The organism is Micromonospora sp. SL4-19 (assembly GCF_047921475.1).
Taxonomy (GTDB): domain Bacteria; phylum Actinomycetota; class Actinomycetes; order Mycobacteriales; family Micromonosporaceae; genus Micromonospora.
Genome location: NZ_JBLROB010000007.1, coordinates 164,405 through 183,614 on the forward strand (window position 1 = coordinate 164,405; position 19,210 = coordinate 183,614).

The 19,210-nt window shown below is 71.2% G+C and carries 12 protein-coding genes; 6 read left to right on the forward strand and 6 right to left on the reverse strand.

The genetic code is table 11. The features are described 5' to 3' along the window. Window positions 1-82 precede the first annotated feature (82 nt). On the forward strand, window positions 83-1,048 hold the full coding sequence (locus tag ACNAVT_RS12845) for a LysR family transcriptional regulator (protein ID WP_416295887.1): 966 nt from the start codon (window positions 83-85) through the stop codon (window positions 1,046-1,048). Window positions 1,049-1,091: 43 nt separating this feature from the next. On the opposite strand, the gene ACNAVT_RS12850 is transcribed toward ACNAVT_RS12845, so the two are convergent. From ACNAVT_RS12850 to ACNAVT_RS12865, 4 genes are all read right to left on the reverse strand, one after another. Further along, the gene (locus ACNAVT_RS12850) at window positions 1,092-3,236 is read right to left on the reverse strand and encodes an MMPL family transporter (protein ID WP_416295889.1); all 2,145 of its coding nucleotides are present in this window, start codon (window positions 3,234-3,236) and stop codon (window positions 1,092-1,094) included. Window positions 3,237-3,305: 69 nt separating this feature from the next. Next, the gene (locus tag ACNAVT_RS12855) at window positions 3,306-4,001 is read right to left on the reverse strand and encodes a response regulator (RefSeq protein WP_416295891.1); all 696 of its coding nucleotides are present in this window, start codon (window positions 3,999-4,001) and stop codon (window positions 3,306-3,308) included. Continuing rightward, window positions 3,998-5,203 (reverse strand): sensor histidine kinase, encoded by a 1,206-nt coding sequence (locus ACNAVT_RS12860; protein WP_416295893.1) that lies wholly within the window; start codon window positions 5,201-5,203, stop codon window positions 3,998-4,000. Before ACNAVT_RS12860 ends, ACNAVT_RS12855 begins: the two co-directional genes overlap by 4 nt. A 90-nt stretch (window positions 5,204-5,293) precedes the next feature. Beyond that, window positions 5,294-6,760, reverse strand: coding sequence for an alpha/beta hydrolase fold domain-containing protein (locus ACNAVT_RS12865; RefSeq protein WP_416295895.1), 1,467 nt, complete (start codon window positions 6,758-6,760; stop codon window positions 5,294-5,296). Between the two features lie 255 nt (window positions 6,761-7,015). On the opposite strand from ACNAVT_RS12865, the gene ACNAVT_RS12870 reads away from it, so the two are divergent. From ACNAVT_RS12870 to ACNAVT_RS12890, 5 genes are all read left to right on the forward strand, one after another. Then, entirely contained in the window at window positions 7,016-7,429 is a 414-nt protein-coding gene (locus tag ACNAVT_RS12870) for a hypothetical protein (RefSeq protein WP_416295896.1), read from the forward strand. A 154-nt stretch (window positions 7,430-7,583) separates the two neighbouring features. After that, entirely contained in the window at window positions 7,584-8,249 is a 666-nt protein-coding gene (locus ACNAVT_RS12875) for an ElyC/SanA/YdcF family protein (RefSeq protein WP_416295898.1), read from the forward strand. Window positions 8,250-8,349: 100 nt separating this feature from the next. Then, window positions 8,350-8,988, forward strand: coding sequence for a hypothetical protein (locus ACNAVT_RS12880; protein WP_416295900.1), 639 nt, complete (start codon window positions 8,350-8,352; stop codon window positions 8,986-8,988). A gap of 163 nt (window positions 8,989-9,151) precedes the next feature. Further along, window positions 9,152-11,173, forward strand: coding sequence for a flotillin family protein (locus tag ACNAVT_RS12885; RefSeq protein ID WP_416295901.1), 2,022 nt, complete (start codon window positions 9,152-9,154; stop codon window positions 11,171-11,173). Then, window positions 11,166-16,316 carry a DNA repair ATPase gene (locus ACNAVT_RS12890; protein WP_416295903.1) on the forward strand — a complete coding sequence of 1,717 codons (5,151 nt, stop codon included), beginning with the start codon at window positions 11,166-11,168 and terminating at the stop codon, window positions 16,314-16,316. The genes ACNAVT_RS12885 and ACNAVT_RS12890 overlap by 8 nt, the downstream gene beginning before the upstream one ends. A gap of 22 nt (window positions 16,317-16,338) precedes the next feature. On the opposite strand, the gene ACNAVT_RS12895 is transcribed toward ACNAVT_RS12890, so the two are convergent. After that, on the reverse strand, window positions 16,339-17,307 hold the full coding sequence (locus ACNAVT_RS12895) for an NAD(+)/NADH kinase (protein ID WP_416295905.1): 969 nt from the start codon (window positions 17,305-17,307) through the stop codon (window positions 16,339-16,341). A gap of 61 nt (window positions 17,308-17,368) precedes the next feature. Continuing rightward, a complete protein-coding gene (locus tag ACNAVT_RS12900) occupies window positions 17,369-19,042 on the reverse strand; it encodes a Na+/H+ antiporter (RefSeq protein ID WP_416295907.1) in 1,674 nt (557 codons plus the stop codon). Between the last annotated feature and the right edge of the window lie 168 nt (window positions 19,043-19,210).

Sequence of the window (19,210 nt, forward strand, 5' to 3'; positions counted from 1 at the left end):
GTCCGCCAATCGTGGCCTGACAAGCGTTTGCCGTACAGCGATCGGCGATTTGCTCTCGGGCTTGATTGATAAACTGCTCTTTATGACCACCAGCGGCGCCGGTGGCCGACCGTCACGGCCCGCCACCCATGAGCCCAGCGTTCACCAGCTACGGCTGTTTCTGGTGCTGGCCGAAGAGCTGCACTTCGGCCGTGCGGCCCAGCGCCTGTTCCTGACGCAGCCGGCGCTCAGCCAGCAGATCCGGGCGCTGGAGAACCGGCTGGGCGTTGACCTGGTGCGACGCTCCTCCCGCCGGGTGGATCTCACCGAGGCCGGTCGGTCTCTGGTGCCTGAAGCGCGTGAGCTGGTCACTGCCATGGAACGCCTGCAGGGGGTCGCCGCCACCTACGCCCGGCAGGTGCGGGGCCACCTGAAGATCGGCGCCATCGGTGGCGAGGCCTTCATGCCATATGTGACCGCCATCCTCGCCGAACTGTCTGCCCGGCATCCCGGGATCACCATGGAGATCCGCTCCGTCAACTTCGTCGAGCAGGTCTACGTCCTGCCCCGCGGCGAGGTCGACGCCGCGTTCCTCCGGCCCCCGCTGCCGCCCGGCCTGCGGAGCCTGCACCTGGCGACCGAGCCCCGCGTAGCGTGTCTGCCCGCCGATGACCCGCTGGTGGGTCAGGCACCGCTCACCCTGGCCCAGTTGTCCGACCGCGTGGTGGCCGACGTCCCGATCCCCGAGCTGCGGGAGTGGTGGGACTACTGGACGGTCAACCCCCGCCCCGACGGCAGCGCCGTACGCTACGGCCCCGTGGTCGGGGACATGGATGCGCTGCTGTCGGCCGTCGCCCGCGGCCAGGCCATCGCCTTCCTGCCCGCCGAGGCCCGCCGCGACTACCACCGCCGGGGCGTCGCCTACGTCGATGTCTCGGATCTACCGCTGTCCACGGCGGCCCTGGCCTGGCTCCCCAACCGTGACCATCCCGCTCTCACCGCCCTTCTCCAGGCAGCACACACCGTGCTACGGCGCAACGGCAGCGGCTACGGCTGGGCAACCACGTAGCTCGTGACGGTTCAGGTGGGCGCCGCCCGTCAGGCCTCCGTTCTCACACCGTCGCCGCCTCCGTCAGGCGTACGGATTCAGCGCCGGTCGCGGGTTCGGCACCGTCGAGGCGGACCCTGGGCAGTGCCCGGTCGAGCCAGCCCGGCAGCCACCAGTTGAACCGGCCGACGAGTTCCATCGTGGCCGGCAGCAGGATCAGCCGCACGATGGTGGCGTCCACGAACACCGCGACGGCCAGGCCGAGGCCGAGTTGCTTGACACCGACATCGGCGCCGAGCATCACGGACAGGAACACGGCGATCATGATGGCCGCGGCGGCGGTGATCACCCGGGCGGTGCGGGTGAGCCCCTCGCGTACCGCCAGCCGCGTGTCGCCGATCGTGTCGTACGCCTCCCGGATTCGGGACACCAGGAAGACCTCGTAGTCCATGGAGAGTCCGAACAGTACCGGGAACATGATCAGCGGCACCCAGGCGGTGACCGGCATCGTGGTGGGGAAGTTCAGTACCTCGCCCAGCCAGCCCCACTGCACCACCGCGACGAGTACCCCGAACGACGCGCCGATCGAGATCAGGTTGAGCAGGCCGGCCTTCATCGCGAGCAGCAGGGACCGGAAGATCATCACCAGCAACAGCAGGGACAGGCCGACCACCACCACGACCACCAGGGGGAGCCGGTCGGCGGTCAGTTCGGCGAAGTCGATGGCCGCGGCGACCACGCCACCGACCAGTACCGGTTGGTCCGCGGTGATCGCCCGCAGCCGGTGCACCAGTTCGACGGTGGCCTCGTCCTGGCTACCGGTGGTCGGGCGGACGGCGAGCAGGGCGACGGCTCCGTCGTCGCTGCGCCGCGGTGGGCTCACCGATGCCACACCGGGCTCGGCCGCGATGGCCGTGGCGACCCGATCCGGATCGCCTTCGGGCAGGCTGACCACGACCGACAGGGTGGCGTCGAAGCCGGCGCCGAACCCGTCGGCGAGGATCCGGTGCGCGGCGTAGGCGCTGGTGTCCCGAGGCTGGGTGCTCGCGTCGGGCATGCCCAGCCGCAGGCCCAGCGCCGGCGCGGCCAGCGCGGCCAGTACCAGCACCCCGGCTAGGGCGGCGACCAGCGGCCGGCGGATGACGGTGTCGGCCCAGCGGGACGACCAGGGCCGGGCCGAGGCGCGCCGACGATGCACCGACAGCCGGTCGATCCGGTGCCCGACCAGGCCGAGCAGCGCGGGTAGCAGGGTGACCGCGGCCAGCATGGTCGCGAGGACCGTCACGGCCGCGCCGACCGCCAGGCCGCGCATGAAGCCGAGTCCGGTGAGCAGCAGCCCGGCCAGGCCCACCACGACGGTGGCGCCGGCGAACAGCACCGCCCGCCCGGCGGTCGCGGTCGCGGTCACCACCGCCTGGCGTGGGGTACGTCCGGAGTGCAGCGCCTCCCGGTACCTGGTCACGATGAACAGGGCGTAGTCGATGCCCACCCCGAGGCCGATCATGCTGGCCAGGACCGGCGCGAAGCCGGGAGCCGGGAACACGTGCCCCAGCAGGGACATCCCGGACAGGCCTACCGCGATTCCGAGGACCGCGGTGACGATGGGCAGCCCCATCGCCAGCACCGAGCCGAACGAGATGAGTAGGACGACGGCCGCCGCGGCCAGCCCCACCGCGTCAGCCGGGCCACCCCCGGGAGTCTCGACGTTGTTCACGGCCGGCCCGGCCAAGGCGAAGGTCACCCCCGACCCGCTGGCGCCGCGTACCTGGTCGAGCAGTTCCTGGGTCGTCGCGACCGGCATCTCGTCGCTGGGGACGTCGAGCATCCCCACGGCGTACCCGGTGCGCCGGTCGGCGGCGATCTGGTCCGGCGCGTCGTAGGGGGAGCTGACCCGGGCGACGTGCCCGGTGGCGGCGAGCAGGTCGACGACGCGCTGCACCCGGGCCCGCACGGTGGGATCGTCCAGGGTGGCGTCTGACTTCACGGCCAGCGTCAGGCTGTCCCCGGTGAACCCGGGGAAGTGTTTGGCGATCAACTGCTGCGCCTGGCCGGACTGCGTGGCGTCGGTGCTGAACTCATTGTCGGAGCCGGCGCCGTACCCGACGGCGAGCAGCACCACGGTCGCGGCGAGCACGATCCAGCCGGACAGCACCGTCAATCGGCGCCGATGGCAGAAGGCGGCGAGGCGGGAGAGCCATGAGTCGGTCATGACGCCGATCGTCCGGCGTGCCCGAGGCGGAAACGTCCCCCCAGCGAAGACACCTTCCGGGCTGACCTGCTACCGGGGCGTACTCCGAGCGTCGTATCCGTCCGGGGTGACCAGGCCGTTCTGGTAGGCGAAGACCACCAGTTGGGCCCGGTCCCGCGCGCCGATCTTGGCCATCCCCCGGGACACGTGGGTTTTCGCGGTGAGCGGGCTGACCACCAGGCGGGCGGCGATGTCGTCGTTGCTCAGGCCGGCCGCGACGAGTTGCACCACCTCTCGTTCCCGGGCGGTGAGCAGGGCCAGCTCCGGTGGCTCGGGCCTCGGCCTGGCGGCGGGCTGGCCCGCCCCGACCGAGCGTCTGATCACCGCCCGGGTGACGCTGGGAGACAGCAGCGCATCGCCCCGGGCGACCACGCGTACGGCCTGCACCAGCTCGTCCGGGTCGGTGTCCTTGACCAGGAAGCCGCTGGCCCCGGAGCGGAGGGCGGCGAACACGTCATCCTCCTCGGCGAACGTGGTCAACACCAGCACCCGCACCGCCGAGAGCTGTGCATCGGCGGTGATCCGACGGGTCGCGGTCACACCGTCCACATCGGGCATGCGGATGTCCATCAGCACCACGTCCGGGCGCAGCTCCCGGGCCAGGGCCACCGCCGTGCCGCCATTGCCGGCCTCGCCCACCACCTCAATGCCGGGTACGCCCTCCAGCAGGGCCCGGAATCCGGCCCGCACCAGGGCCTGGTCATCGACGAGCAACACCCGGATCACGGCGCCCTACCTTCCAGCGTCTCCCGGGCCGGTGATCCCTCCGGCGCGGGCCGGGGCAGTATCGCCCGGACGTGGAAACCGCCGTCCGGCCGGGGGCCGGCCGTCAATCGACCGCCCAGCGCCTCGATGCGTTCCCTCATTCCAATCAGCCCTCGCCCGCCGGGCGGTATCCCGCGGGCGAGGCCGCCCACCCCGTCGTCGCGTACCTCCACACACAGCGAGTTCGGCAGCGCCCGCAGCACCACCTCGGCGCGAGCGGCGGACCCGGCGTGCCGCAGCACGTTCGTCAGCGACTCCTGCACGATCCGATACGTCACCTCGTCGAGCGCCCCGGGCAGCTGCTCGGTGGCCAACTCTCCGTCCACCTCGACCGGCAGTCCCGCCGCCCGCACTGCGGCCAGCAACTCGGGCAGCCGGTGCAGTCCCGTGTCCTGCTCCGCCGGCCCACGCCCGTGCCGGTTCGGCTCGCCATCAGAGCGCAGCTGACCGAGGGTGGCCCGCATCTCGGCGAGCGCCGCCTTGCCAGTGCCCCGGATACTCACCAACGCCTCTCGAGCCCGCTCCGGCTCACCGTCGAGCAGCCGCAGCCCGGCGGCGGACTGGACGGTAATGGTGGCGATCGCGTGCCCCACCGTGTCGTGGAGGTCGCGGGCGATCCGCAGCCGTTCCTCGGTCACCCGGCGCTGCGCCTCCTGCTCACGTTCTCGTTCCGCCTGGGCCAGTCGGTGCCGCACCTCCGCGGCGTACGCGGCCCGGCTGCTCATCAACGCGGCGAGCAGCATCGCCGCCGCCAGCGTCGTGGCCTGTGGTAGGAACGCGGCGAGCAGTTCCAGCGGCGGCATCTCCCGGTGCGCGATCAGCACGACGGTACCGACGGTCAGGAAGAACACCGGCACCGGCACCGCCCACCGCAGCCGCCCCGCGCGCGTCGCGTCGTACAGCGGCACCGCGAGCACCACTGCCGGCGGGAAGCCTGGATAGTCGAGGGCGTAGAACAGCAGCAGCACCGCCGAGACGGCGTACAACATGACGGTCGGATATCGCCGGCGCAGCAGCAGCGGTGCCGCGATCGCCACTCCGAGCAGGTACGCGAACCAGTCCCGGTCGACCGAGCCGTCCTCGCGGCCGGTCGCTATCGCGATCTCGGCGGCAACCAGCACCGCGAGCGCGATTCCGGCGTCCACCATCCACCGTCGCAGCACCGGCCCGCTCCTCAACACCCGCTCACCGTATGCGCCCGGACGCCCGATCCGCCACGGGCCGTCCCGCCGTACGGCAGCCCTGAACGGGCGTCATCGCAGTGTTGCGGCGAAGAAATCCACCACCATGTCGGCCACCTCCTGCGGCGACGGTTGCTGACGAGGGGTGGCCAGGGTGTGCCCGGTGCCGGCGACCTCGACGAACTCTGTCGGCACGCCGGCGGCGCGCAGCCGTTCGGCGAACCGGACGGATTGGCGCGGTGCCATGTCCTCGTCCAGGTCACCGTGCAGGATCAGGAACGGCGGCGAATCACCGGTGACGTAGTTGATCGGGCTGGCCGAGTGGCGGGTAGCCGTGGACGTACCGATACCGGCCCAGAGCAGGAACCGGATGAACGGCGGCGCGTCGGCGAAGTCGTTGAGGTCGGTCGCACCGAACATGTCCACCACCGCCTGAACCGCGCTGGAGTGTTCGGCGTACGGGCCGGACCCGCCCTGCCGACCGGCCACACCCAGCATCGAGGAGAGCCAACCGCCACCACTGGCGCCCCACACACCGATACGCGCCGGGTCGATTCCGAGGTCGATCGCGTGCGCTCGAAGGAACCGCACCGCGCACTTGGCATCCTCGAACGGGGCGGGCCACGGGGCGGCAGGGGTCAGCCGGTAGTCGATCGAGGCGACAAGGTAGCCACGGGCATTCAGCCGCTCCCGCAGCGGGGTGAACAGCGCAGCCTCGTGGTCGGCCAGGGATGCCCCCAGCCCGGAAAGTTTCCGATCGCCGATGACCAGACCACCTCCGTGGATATACATCGCCACCGGCGCACCCCGGCCCGGCGTCGCCCGCCCGGCCGGTGGGGTATAGATGTCCATAGCCAGCGGCACTCCGTCCATCCGGCAGTACGCAACCGTGCTGCGCTGCCCGGCAGGCAGGTGGCGCGGAGCCACCGTGTCGCCGGGGAACCCGGCTCCCGCGAGCCCGTCGCTGGCCCCGCTGAACCCCACGAACGTGGCCAGGAGCACGACCAGCGTCACCGGCGCGACAGCGACCACCCCGGCCACCCGGCGCAGCCGCGGCCGGCGCGCGCCCCGCGCGTCGGCCCCCCTGGAGGCGGCCACCGCGCCGAGGACCCACACGATGCCGAATCCCGCTACGCCGATCACCTGCAGGCCCGCGCAGATGTAGTCGGTGAACCCGATCACCGAGTCGGCCGGCGCCCACGGCGACGGACCCGGCAGGGCCGGTGTGCCGCGGGTCAGGAGCCACAGGACGAGTACGGCCAGCGCTGCACCGGCAGCCAGCAGCACCCGCCGCGACGCGGGGCGGGCCAGCACGCCGGCAACGGTTCCCAGCTGTGCGATGCCCAGCGCGGCAAACAGCAGAGCGTACGGCCACGCGGTACGCCACACTGCGGCCAGCGGAGCGATATAGATCAGGGTGCCGCCCGTGACGGCCAGCGATGACGTGATCAGCAGGGGGCCCCGGCGCAGCCGCCAGTGCTCCGCCACCGGGGCCAGGACACCATCTGCGACGTGTGGGGACAGCGACTTTTCTGGCATGCCACCGATCGTCTCCGCCCAGGCGCGCGCCTTCGTCCGCCCTGGGTAGGCAACCGCCGCCCGCGGTACTTCTTCCGCCTACTCCACTGGGAGTAGCCGGCGGGCGTCCTCCCGGGCCGAGATTGCGGCGCGGTGTGTACTGTTGATCATCCGATGTGGATTTATGGCGCCTGACACGTGCGTGATCCTCGCGCCGGAGCTTTGGAGGACTGTGTGCGCGTAATAGTGCGACGACTGTCGATCTCGATTCTCTCGGTGGCTGTTGCGGTGGCGACGTTCGGGTCGCCGGCCCACGCCGCGACGAACCCGTTCACCGCGGCACAAGCCTGCAACAACGACTTCGGCGGCTCGTGGGCCCAGGTATCCGACGGCCACCGGTCGATCTACGCCGGCAGCACCAAGGTGGGCGACGTCTACCTGATGTACAACAGCGCGACCGGCTACAACTGCGTCGCCACCCTCAAGGCGGTGGCCGTCGGATCGACAACCGGGGTCGCCGCAAGCCTGCGGGTCGAGGGGAGTTCCTGGGTCACCGATTCGGGCAACTACAAGTACTACGCCGCGAAGCAACGCTCCGCGCGGGACTCCTGCGTCATGTACGAGGGTGAGGTCCTGAACGGCACGATGTGGCAGGGCAACGGTAGGTACACCTGGGGGAACTGCGGCTGAGGAGCCATGAGCTGCGGGTACGCGGCCGCAGCCGCGTACCCGCAGCCGGCCCTGGCCCCGGGGCATCGACTGGGCGGGCGTGCCCGAGGCTGGGGCCCGATGGAGGGTGAGGGCGGAGTATCCGGTGAATCCCCACAGCGCGACCCCTCGGATCGTGAGGGATGTGGACCTCGTCGGCTTCAGCGCCGGCCAGTTCCTGGACGTGGTGAGAGCCTTCACGGTGATCCTGGCTCTGCCCCAGTCGGCCGCCGACCACGTCGACGCACTCGTCATTCTCAGCGGTCAAGGCGAGGAGTGGCGTTTCACCCATGCGATTCGCCACTGGGAGGCGAACCCCGGCCTCCGCTACCTCCTGGTGGCGAACGGGAACCCGGCTGAGGAGTCTTATGTCGAGATCACGCTCGACTACCTGCGCAGCCTCGGCCTGCGTCGCGTCGACGGGGTCCGCCTGCAGGCCGACCCGGCCCCCAACACGGGCCTGCAGGCCGCGTGGATCGTGAACCAGGTCAAGGGCCGCGGCATCACGAGTCTCGCACTCGTCGTGTCCCCCTACCATCTTCCGCGCGCCTACCTCACGGTCCTCAAGGCGCTTCTCGGGAGTGGCCTTCGCCTTCCCATCATCCCGGTTCCCGTGGCCGTACCCCCGGACACGCCCGTCCCGGAAACCGGAGCCACCGCCTACGACCTCGTACCGGGGGAGGTGAAGCGCATCCTCGCGTACCTGGACGAGGGATGGGTCGCCACGCCCGAGGAGCTGCAGCAGTACCTGCGGTGGCTGTGGAGCCGGCACACGTCCCTCCTCGTCAGAGCCTCGGTCTGAAGCTCACCGCCCACCACTCCGGTCGCCGGCCGTTGACACCCCGTGTCACGATCATCTTGCCGGTGGCCGTACGGGCCGTCGGGTACGGAGAGGGGACGCGGTGACTGGCTTCCTTGGTGCGGCACTCGGCTTCCCCACCGTGCTCTTCAGCTTCCTGCTGCTGGTCGTGGTCGGCTACTGGCTCCTGGTGCTGACCGGCGTGCTGGATCTCGGGGACGATCTCGACGTTGACGGGGTGCCCGGCGGCATCCTCGCCGGCCTCGGGTTCGGCAGCGTTCCCAGCGCCGTCGTGTTCTCGCTGCTCGTCGCGGTGGCCTGGTTCGTCAGCCTGGCGGGCACCGTGCTGCTCGACGGGCTCGGCCTCGGGGCGGCGGCCCGGATCGCGGTGTCGTTCGGGGTGCTGCTGGTGGCCGTGCTGGCCGCCGGGCTGGTGACCCGCCTGGTCGCTGTTCCGCTGGGTCGCCTGTTCCCGGCCGGTACGGAGTCCAGCCGGCAGGCCTTCGTCGGCAGCCTGTGCACCATCCGCACCGGCCGGGTGACCGCCGACTTCGGTCAGGCGGAGGTGGCCGCGGCCGACGGATCCACCGCGATCGTGCAGGTGCGTCAGGCGGGTGCCGAGCCGCTGCACGCCGGCAGTTCCGCGCTCATCTACGACTACGACGTCGAGGGCGAGTTCTTCTGGGTGATGCCCGCCGACTTCGCCGTCGATTCCGACCCTTCCCGCCATGCGCCGACGTAACCGTCGTCGGTGACCGTCCGCCGCGACGACGGGTCACCTTCCGATCCAAGACCGGACGGGCACCTCCCGCCCGGCTCGGTTCCACACAGCCCGGCCCCAATTGAAAGGAGGATGCGCGACAGTCCGTCCGCCGTACCGTCGGATCGGCCCCGCGCGCTCAACCATGGATGTCATCGCCACCGGGATCGGCGTACTGCTCGCCGTCATCCTCCTCGTCGCCCTGGGCGTGCTTTTCCTGATCAGCCGTCTGTTCCGCAAGGTCGAACAGGGCAAGGCGCTGATCGTGTCGAAGGTCCGCCGCGTCGACGTCACGTTCACCGGCGCGGTCGTCCTGCCCGTGCTGCACAAGGCCGAGGTCATGGACATCTCGGTCAAGACCATCGAGATCGAACGGGCCGGCAACGAGGGTCTGATCTGCCGGGACAACATCCGGGCCGACATCCGGATCACCTTCTTCGTGCGGGTCAACAAGACGGCCGAGGACGTGGTCAAGGTTGCCCAGGCGATCGGCACCGCTCGGGCCAGCGACCGGGAGACGCTGCAGGAGTTGTTCAACGCCAAGTTCTCCGAGGGGCTGAAGACGGTCGGCAAGCAGCTCGACTTCGTCGACCTCTACACCAAGCGCGACGAGTTCCGGGACCAGATCATCCGGGTGATCGGCACCGACCTCAACGGCTACAGCCTGGAGGACGCGGCGATCGACTTCCTGGAGCAGACGCCGATGGCGCAGCTGAACACGGCGAACATCCTCGACGCCCAGGGCATCCGCAAGATCACTGAGCTGACCGCGATCGAGCACGTGCGGACCAACGAGTTCCAGCGCAACGAGGAGAAGGAGATCACCCGCCAGAACGTCGAGGCCCGGGAGGCGATCCTGGAGCTGGAACGGCGCCAGGCGGACGCCGAGGCCAAGCAGCGCCGGGAGATCGAGACGGTGCGGGCCCGCGAGGAAGCGGAGATCACCCGGGTTCGGGCAGAGGAGCGGCTGCGGGCCGAGACGGCGAACATCCGTACCGATGAGCAGCTGGGCGTCCAGCAGGAGAACCGGGCGCGGGAGATCGCGGTCGCGGAGAAGAACCGGGAGCGGGTCATCGCGATCGAGACCGAGCGGATCGAGAAGGACCGCCTGCTGGAGGTGATCGGCCGGGACCGGGAGACCGAGCTGAGCACGATCGCCAAGGACAAGGAGGTCGAGGCGGAGAAGCGGACGATGGCCGAGGTGATTCGCGAGCGGATCGCGGTGGAGAAGACCGTCGCCGAGCAGGAGGAGCACATCAAGCGCCTGCGGGTGGTCGAGGAGGCCGAGCGCACCCGCCAGGCGGTGGTGATTCAGGCCGAGGCCGAGGCGCAGGAGAATCTGGTCAAGGACATCAAGGCGGCGGAGGCCGGCGAGGCGGCGGCCAAGTTCAGGGCCCGCGAGGAGTTGGTGCTGGCCGAGGCGCGGCAGCAGGCCGCCGAGTTGGACGCCCGGGCGAAGATCCGGCTGGCCGAGGGGATCCAGGCCGAGGCCGCGGCCGCCGGCCTGGCCGAGGTGCAGGTCCGCGAGCGCAGCGCCGAGGCGATCGAGAAGGTCGGCCGCGCGGAGGCCGCCGTCGATCGCGAGAAGGCGCTGACCGCCGCCGAGGCGGTACGCGAGAAGCTGAAGGGCGAGGCCGAGGGCCTCACCGACAAGGCCGCCGCGATGGCCGCGCTGGACGACGCCACCCGCGGGCACGAGGAGTACCGGCTCCGGCTCGAACTGGAGAAGGAGGTACGCCTCGCCGGGCTGGACGCCCAGCGGCAGGTCGCCGAGGCGCAGGCGAAGTTGGTCTCGACCGGTCTGGAGAAGGCGAACATCGACATCGTCGGTGGGGACAGCGTCTTCTTCGACCGTCTACTCAACTCGATCTCGTTCGGCAAGAGCGTGGACGGCTTCGTCACCCACTCCGACGTGGCCCAGGACCTCACCCGTCCGTGGCGGGACGGCAGCGCCAGCTTCACCGAAGACCTGACCCGGATGCTCAGCTCGCTGAACACCGGGGACATGCAGAACCTCACCCTGTCCGCGTTCCTCCTGCAGCAGATGCGCGCCGGCACCGCCGACCAGGGCAAGCTCCAGGAGTTGTTGAAGGCCGCGCAGCGCCTCGGCGTGGCGGACACCCAGGTGGCCGCCCTGGCCGGCCCGCGGCAGCGCGCCGGTGAGTGAGCCGGTGACCGGCCCCGACGCCGTCCGCGCCGGGGCCGGTACGTCCGCGCCTACGCCCGGCGGGGCCGATGCCCCGACGAGCCCGGCGGCGACCGGCGACCCGGCGGCGGACGGCGGGGTGGTCGGCGTGGGCTTGGACGCCGGCAGCTACGAGGTGCTGCGGAGCCGGCTGGTCGGGCAGGCCGCCGAGCTGACCCGGCGGGCGGAGGCGCTGAACGTCCGGCGGCTGGAGGTCTTCGGCAGCGCGGAGCTGGGGCTGCTCAGCACCGTCCGGATCCGCACCGCGCACAACTGCGTGCCGCGGGACATCGTCTCGGTCGGCGGGTTGATGCTCTTCGGCTACAACGTCTTCATCGGTCTCAAGCGGGAGACGACGGTCGACGACGTCTTCTCGCTGCACTGCTTCACTCGGGAGACCGGCGCCGACGGGGACGTGTTCCGGTTCGACGCGGCCGGCCCGGACCAGCTGCCCGGGCTGCTGCGCGACCCGCAGTTCCTGCGCGACTTCGGCGAGCTGTACCGCTACTACCGGCAGACCCGGCTGCTGCAGCTACGCCGGTTCGAGGGGCGGCTGCTGGCCGTGTTCCAGACCGGCCCGCGGACCGACGACATCCGGGTGCTGCGTTGGCGGATCGGCACCGACGGCAGCGTCGAGTACCTCGACAACCAGGGCGAGCGGGAGCATGTGTTCCCCCCGTCGCACGATTTCGAGTGGATCGAGACCACCCGGGAGGACCACGTCCTGGGCCGGTACCCGCACATCTCCATCCAGAACGAGGTCTTCGTCGAGACGGTGGGCGGCACCCTGACGGTCAAGGTGGAGAACAACACCGAGACCGGCGAGGGCATCTACAGCGAGCCGGTGGACGAGCCGTTGCAGAGCCTGGCCGACGCCGACGTCAGTTGGGCGCGGGTCGGCCCGCTGATCCTGCTCCGGATGCGGCCCTACAAGGAGACCGAGTGGCGGCACCTGGTCTTCAACACGCTGACCCGGCAGGTGGTCCGGCTCGACGGGATCGGGCCGGCCTGCCAGCGGCTGCCCGAGGACCACGGGATCATCTTCCCGGGCGGCTACCACCTGGCCACCGGGGTCACCCGTACCTTCGACACCGACGTGTCCAGCCTGGAGTTCGAACGGGTCATCCGCTCACCCAACGGGGAGGACGTCCTCTACGTCTTCCACGCCCGGGCCGAGGGACGCTCGCTGCTGCTGCCGTACAACGCCATCCGTAAGGAGGTCGCGGCACCGATCCCGTGCCACGGCTTCTCGCTCTTCGACGACGGCACGCTGGTGGTGTTCCGGGCCAGCTCGGCGGAGCCGACCCGGGTCCACCCGATGCAGGTCTGGCAGACGCCGTACGTCTCGGACGCGTACGCCGCCGCGCAGCCGGCCGGGACCGGGCCGTTGGAACGGGTCGGCAACGCGGATCTCGTCCGGGGCATCTCCGACTGCCTCTCGGTGGCCCGGATGGTCGATGCCACCGCCCCGGCGTCCGGGGTCTACGAGGCGCTGATCGCCGCCTGCGCCCGGGCCGTGGACCACTACCACTGGCTCGGCGACACCGAGCTCGGGGACCTGCTGGCCCCGCTGGCCGAGCTGCGCCGCACCGCGGGCGCGGTCCTCGACGAGTACGAGAAGGTCCGGGCGCTGACCGAACAGGCGCGCAGCGCGGTGGACGACAGCGCTGCCCGGATCGCCTCGCTGGCCCGCCGCGCCCGGGGCGAGGCGCCGCTCTCCGCAAACGACTGGGTGACGCAGCTGGGCGGGCTGCGCCAGGCGCGCGGCCACCTCGAGACCCTGCGGGAGCTGCGGTACGTCGACCACGAGCGGGTCGACGAGCTCGCCGCGCGGCTCGACGACGAGTTGGCCGCCGCGGGCCGCCGGGCGGTGGAGTTCCTGCACCGGGACGACGCGTTCGCCGGGTACCAGCACGAAGTGGACCGGCTCGCCGCGCAGGCCGCCGCGATCGGCACGGTGGCCGAGGCCGCGCCGGTCCGGGACGGGTTGACCGAACGCGCCGAGGGCCTGCAGACCGTCATCGACGTGGTGGGCGGCCTGGAAATCGCCGACGCGACCGTCCGTACCGGCATCCTGGCCCGCGTCGGCGAGGTGCTCGGCGGGGTGAACCGGGCCCGGGCCGTGCTCGACAACCGCCGTCGGGAGCTGCTGGAGGTCGAGGGCAGGGCGGGTTTCGCCGCCGAGTTCGCGCTGCTCGGTCAGGCCGTGGCCGGGGCGCTGGCGGCGGCGGACACCGCCGAGCGCTGCGACGAGCAGCTCGGCCGGCTGCTGCTGCGCGTGGAGGACCTGGAATCCCGGTTCGGCGAGTTCGACGACTTCCTCGCCGAGCTGGCGACCCGCCGGACCGAGATCTACGAGGCGTTCTCGTCCCGCAAGCAGGCGCTGCTCGAGAAGCGGGCACGCCGCGCCGACCGGCTGGTCTCGTCGGCGGATCGCATCCTGGCCAGCGTCCGGCGCCGGGTCGCCACCCTGGGCGCGCTCGACGAGATCAACACGTACTTCGCGGCCGACCCGATGGTGGGCAAGCTGCGCGCGGTCGTCGACGAGCTGCGTACGCTCGGCGACCAGGTCCGGGCCGAGGAGCTGGACGGGCGGATCCGCGCCGCCCGGCAGGAGGCCGCCCGCGGGCTGCGCGACCGACTCGACCTGTACGCCGACGGCGGCGAGACGATCCGGCTGGGCCGGCACCGGTTCGCGGTCAACACCCAGCCGATCGACGTGACCGTGGTCCCGTACGACGGGCGGTTGGCGGTCGCGGTGACCGGCACCGACTACCGCGCCCCGATCCGGGACGAGGAGTTCCAGCGCACCCGCCGGTTCTGGGACCAGCTGCTGGTCTCGGAGTCGCCGCAGGTCTACCGCGCGGAGTACCTGGCCACCTCGATCCTGGGCGACGCCGAAGCGGGCCGGGACGGGCTCACCCTGGACGGGCTGCACGCGGCAGCGGACGAGCCGGACGACCTGCGGAAGCTGGTCCGCCGGTACGCCGAGGCCCGCTACGACGAGGGCTACGAGGGTGGCGTACACGATCACGACGCCACCGAGATCCTGCGGGCGCTGCTGCGCCTGCACGCCGGTGCCGGGCTGCTGCGCTACCCGCCAGGCGCCCGGGCCGCGGCGCAGCTCTTCTGGCGGTTCGGCACCGACGAGCCGGCCCGCCTCTCCTGGACGGCCCGGGCCGCCTCGCTGGCCCGGTCGCGGAAGCGGTTCGGCCGACCGGCCCGCCCGCTGTCGCCGCCCGCCACCGATTCCCCAGCGGCCGGCGAGGTCGCCGGGGTGGGGCCGCAGCCGGCCGGTGACGCGATCGACCGGCTGCACTCCGAGCTGGCCGCCGAAATCGGCCGGTTCCTGCGCGACGCCGGGCTGACCGGGCCGGCCGGGGAGGCCGACCTGGCGGGGGAGTACCTCTTCGAGGAGCTGTCCCTGCGGCCCGTCCGCTTCGCCACCGGGGCCGGAGCGCGTGCCCTGCTCGACCGGTTCCGGCGCGCCCTCGGCGGCCCGCAGTCGCCCTCGACACGGGAATTCGACGACGACCTGCGGGCGCTCGACGGCGACCTGGCCAGCCGGCACCAGGTCGTCGAGGCGTGGCTGACCGCATTCCTCGCCACCGACGACGGCTCCCTGTCCGGGTACGACCTGCCGGAGGCGGTCGCCGTCGAACTGTGCGGCGCGAAGCTGGCGCGGCACGAGGCGAGAGCAACCATGTCGGAGACGGTCGGCGGACTGCTCGGCGCGCACCCACGGATCGACCGGTCGGCGATCACGCTGCGGCTGGACGAGACGCTGGCCCGCACCCGCCGGTACCGTACCGAGCTCGTGCCGGCGTACCGGGACTACCAGCGCCGGCGCAACGCGCTGGTGGCCGCCGAGCGGGACCGGCTGCGGCTGGCGGATTACCGGCCCAAGGTGATGAGCGCCTTCGTGCGCAACCGCCTGCTCGACGAGGTGTACCTGCCGCTGATCGGCGACAACCTGGCCCGGCAGCTCGGCGCGACGGGTGACGCCAAGCGGGTGGACCAGTCCGGCCTGCTCCTGTTGATCTCCCCGCCCGGCTACGGCAAGACCACGCTGATGGAGTACGTCGCCAGCCGGCTCGGCCTGGTCTTCGTCAAGGTCGACGGGCCGGCCCTGGGCTCGGCGGTCACCTCGCTCGACCCGGCGCAGGCGCCCGACGCGACCGCCCGGCAGGAGGTGGAGAAGATCTCCTTCGCGCTGGAGCTGGGCAACAACGTCCTGCTCTATCTCGACGACATCCAGCACACCTCCCCGGAGCTGCTGCAGAAGTTCATCCCGCTCTGCGACGGCCAGCGCCGGATGGAGGGGGTCTGGGAGGGCCGGACCCGCACGTACGACCTGCGCGGCAAGCGGTTCGCGGTCTGCATGGCCGGCAACCCGTACACCGAGTCGGGGCAGCGGTTCCGGGTGCCCGACATGCTCGCCAACCGGGCCGATGTGTGGAACCTCGGCGACGTGCTCTCCGGCCGGGAGGTGGTGTTCGCGCTCAGCTACATCGAGAACGCGCTCACCTCCAACCCCGTGCTGGCGCCGCTGGCCGGGCGGGACCGGGGCGATGTCGAGCTGCTGGTCCGGATGGCGCGGGGCGACGACACGGTCCGGGCGGATCAGCTCGCCCACCCGTACTCGCCGGTGGAGCTGGAGCAGATCGTCGCGGTCCTACGCCACCTGCTGCGGGTGCAGCAGGTGGTGCTGGCCAACAACCAGGCGTACATCGCCTCGGCGGCCCAGTCGGACGACTCCCGTACCGAGCCGCCGTTCCAGCTCCAAGGCTCGTACCGGAACATGAACAAGCTCGCCGAGCGGATCGTGCCGGTGCTCACCGACGAGGAGCTGGAGGCGGTCATCGACGACCACTACCTGGCCGAGGCGCAGACCCTTGCCGCCGGTGCGGAGGCCAACCTGCTCAAGCTCGCCGAGCTGCGGGGCCGGCTGACGCCGGCGCAGGCGCGGCGCTGGGTCGAGGTGAAGGCGGGGTTCCAGCGGGCCCGAGCGCTCGGTGGCGCCTCGGACGACCCGGTGGACCGCGCGGTGGGTGCGCTCGGTCTGCTCGCTGATCGGATCGGCGGGGTGGAGGAGGCGATCGGCCGCGCCGTCGGCCGGGACTGACCCGACGCAGTGCGCGAGGTCGTCAGGGTGAGTCTGTGATCGGTGCCCTCGACTGGCTGATCGCGGCCTCAGCTTTGTGGCGCAACTCCAGCGGTATCAGCTCGAGCAGCTGGTCCGGGCGCAGTGGTAGGTCGAGCAGGCTGAGCTTGACCCGGCTGCGGCGGGCGTGTTCCGTCGCCGAGATCCGTACGACCTGCGCTGCCTCGGGGCGCACCCTGGCCGTCAACCGTTCGCCGTGCCGCAGTTCGCCGGCCAGGGTCCCGTCGACGTCGATCGCGATCGGGGCGCTGTCCGCTGCCGGGGCGAGGGAGATCCGGTCCTCCACGCCCAGCACGACGGGCCGGCTGATGCCGGATATCGGCGCAACCGGGGTGATCACAATGGCCGCGGAGGACGGGGAGAGGATCGGGCCACCGGCTGCGTAGTTGTAGGCGGTGGAACCGGTGGGAGTCGAGACGACGACGGCATCCCCGCGGTAGTAGCCGAAATGCACGTCGTTGACGGTGAGATCGATGGAGACCGCGCCCGTACGGCCCGATCGGCTCAGCACCACGTCGTTGAAGCCGAACCTCGTCATGAGCTCGACCCCGTCGGCGCCCACCTCAAGGCACTCGTGCTGCTCGATACTGAAGTCGCCAGTGGTGAGCTGCTCCAGCGCCGACGGAAGCTGGGCGGGCGCCACCTCGACGAGGAAGCCGAGGTTTCCGTGGTTGACCCCGAGCACGGGAACGGGACGGTCGACCACCAGTCGCATCGCGCCGAGCATGGTGCCGTCACCACCCAGCGCGACCAGGCCGTCCACCTCGGCCACGAATTGGGCGTCGGGCACGACCTCGACCTCGACCGGGACCCGCTGCCGGTCGATCTCGCGTGCCAGGATCCGCACGGCGTGGCCGCGGGTCGACGCGACGATCGTGTCGACCGACGGGTCGACCGGCTTTGTCGGGTGAAGCACCAGTCCGACGGCAACCGCCCGAGCTCCGTACGTCATGCCGTCAGCCTAGGTTTGTCGGCGGCCGGGTGCGTGAAGACCAGCGGGCAAGGTTGAACCCCTACCGTGTCCGGGCGGGCAGGCGCAGCTCCTCATAATCCAGCTCACGTTCGAGGACTCGCAGCCCTTCATCAGGCAGTTGGCCGGCGTCTCGCCATCGCAACAACTCTTCCCGTTCGGCGTCGATGACGGTTCGGCGGATGCGAAGCGCCGCTTCGTACTCCGGTGAAGCCGGCACCTGTGACGACTCGGCCGCCTGCAGGAGGTCGAGGCGGCCGTGGTAGCGGGCCAAGCGCGCCTTCAGTTGGGTGCGCATCGACTCGATGGCGCCGATGTTCTCCGGTTCCTCGGCGGCGATTTCGGTGAGCCGGGCCAGGGCGGCCTCGACGGATGCCGAACGGGCCTCGTTGCGCACGCGCGCCTGGTCCGCCTCGTCGGCACGCAAGCCGAGCGCGCGCACCAGCGGCGCGAACGTGAGCCCCTGGCCGACCAGTGTCACGAGCACGACGACGAAGGTGCAGAACAGCAGCAGATCCCGGTCCGGGAAGGGGGCGCCACTGTCCGTTGCCAGCGGCAGGGTGAAGATCGCGGCGAGACTGATGACGCCGCGGGTACCGGACCAGCTGAGCGCGACGACTTCGCGACCGGTCAGCCGGCGAGCGTTGCGTGCCTCCCAGGCCTCGCGGCGTGCGGCGTCGGGGGTGTCGTCGTCGTACTCGGAGGCACCGCCGAGGCGGGTGTGCGCCCAGCGGGGCAGCGACTGGGTCGCCAGCAGCCACAGCGGGCGCAGGAGCAGCACCACGCCGACGGAAACCGCCGCCGCGATGATGATCGTGGAGGTGTCGTACTGCTGCAGTCCCCGCACGACCTTGGGTAGTTGCTGGCCGATCAGGAGGAAGACGAACCCCTCGAGGAGGAAGTCGACCAGCCGCCACACTGCGCTCGTCTGGAGTCGACTCGCGCCGGAGGCGAGCCGGGGCGTGTAGTGCCCGACGATCAGACCGGCGACCACCACGGCGAGGACCCCCGAGACATGCACGTACTCGCCCAGGAGGTAGGCCACGAACGGGGTGGCGAGCGAGATGGCGTTGGCCAGCAGCGGATCCCTGGTCAGCGGTCGCGCCAGGCGTACCACCCACGCGACCAGTGCGCCCACCGCGATCCCACCGGCTGCCACGAGAACGAACTGGCCGGCGGCCGAGGGGAAGGAGAACCTGTCGGTGACGGCTGCGGTCACCGCCACGCTGAGGACCGTCAACGCGGTGGCGTCGTTGAGCAGCCCCTCGCCCTGGATGATGGTGACCAGTTTCGGCGGAAGGTTCACCCGCCTGCCCACCGCGAGCGCCGCCACGGGGTCGGGTGGCGCGACGGCCGCGCCGACCGCGACGCCCGCGGCCAGTGTCGCGCCGGCGACGAACAGGTGGAACCCCACCCCGATGGCCACGGCGGTCACGAGCACCAGAACCACGGACAGGCTGACGACGATGCGCATGTTCCTGCGGATGGCCAGCAGTGACGAATCGAGCGCGGCGCTGTACAGCAAGGGCGGCAAGACGATCGCCAGCACGATGTGCGGGTCCAGGGTGATGTTCGGTCCCGGCAGGAGGGCGTACAGGATGCCGATCAGCGTGAGCAGCGCTGCCGCGGGCAGACCCGAGCGCGAGGCCAACCACCGCGCGAAGACGATGACCGCGACGGCCGCAAGGACGAACAACAACAGACTTTCGGGGCGCACCAGGTCCTTCCTTCTGCCTACCAGCGGCTCGGTACCGTCCGGTCCCGATCCACTCGTCAAGAACGGGGCAACCGAAGGGGTTTGATCGTCATGTCAACGGTCAGGCCCTTCTTGATCTTGTGTGCCCCGCGCGGGGCCCCTCCTAATCCTCGAGCGCATGATCACGAA